This window comes from Vibrio sp. Vb0304 (assembly GCF_033338995.1).
Lineage (GTDB): Bacteria > Pseudomonadota > Gammaproteobacteria > Enterobacterales > Vibrionaceae > Vibrio > Vibrio alginolyticus.
Window position 1 is genome coordinate 1 of record NZ_JAWOTT010000131.1, and the last position, 841, is coordinate 841.

Here is an 841-nt window from a genome sequence, read left to right on the forward strand (position 1 = left end):
TTTCTTCGTTGGTTTCGCGAATGCGTTTGGAAACCAACAAGTCGCTCTCTTGCTGCACCGCTTCCCACCAACCAGCTTCAGTGACTTTATCGAGCAATTTTTCGTAAAGTGGCAACAAGTAGTGAACGTCTGCCGCTGCATAATCAAGTTGCTTTTGCGTGAGAGGACGAGCCATCCAGTCGGTGCGAGATTCACTCTTGTCCAACGCAACACCTAAGTATTCTTCCACCAGCGTTGCGAAACCTGTTGACAGCCCGTGGCCAAGAAACGCCGCCATTAACTGTGTATCGACCATTGGAAATGGCGTACAACCAAATGCATTTTGGAATACTTCTAAATCTTCGCCACAGGCGTGAAGCACTTTAAGTACCGATGCATCTTTCAATAGTTCGATGAAAGATGTCATGTCCGTTAATTCTGTCGGATCGATAAGGGACAAGTGCTTGCCGTCGAAAAGCTGAATCAAACCTAGTTGCGGATAAAAAGTCCTGATACGTACGAACTCGGTATCCAGCATTACGACATCTGCGTCTCTTGCTTGAGCACAAACTTTTTCTAGGTCTTTGTTTTTAGTAATAATCTGATAATTCACATGCTTCTCGCTATAAAAAATGCCAGCAAAACGCTGGCATTCTATCATTTTTTAATTCTGGCGACTCAACGAAATCGGCTTACGCGCTTTTCTTTGCCAGTTCTGCGTCGTTCTCTTCACGAAGTACACGACGTAAGATCTTACCTACGTTGGTCTTCGGTAAGTCTTCACGGAACTCAACCAGTTTTGGAACCTTGTAGCCCGTTAGATGCTGACGACAGTGTGCAATCACTTCTTCTTTGGTTAAGC

1 protein-coding gene and 1 pseudogene are annotated in these 841 nt (G+C 45.1%); both read right to left on the reverse strand.

Annotated elements, in window-relative coordinates:
* Nucleotides 1–592 (reverse strand): annotated as a pseudogene (locus R7P35_RS24400) (ribonuclease D); the annotation flags it as partial.
* Nucleotides 593–671: 79 nt separating this feature from the next.
* The coding region (locus R7P35_RS26610) for an AMP-binding enzyme (protein WP_411978889.1) at nucleotides 672–841 on the reverse strand (170 nt) is incomplete at its 5' end.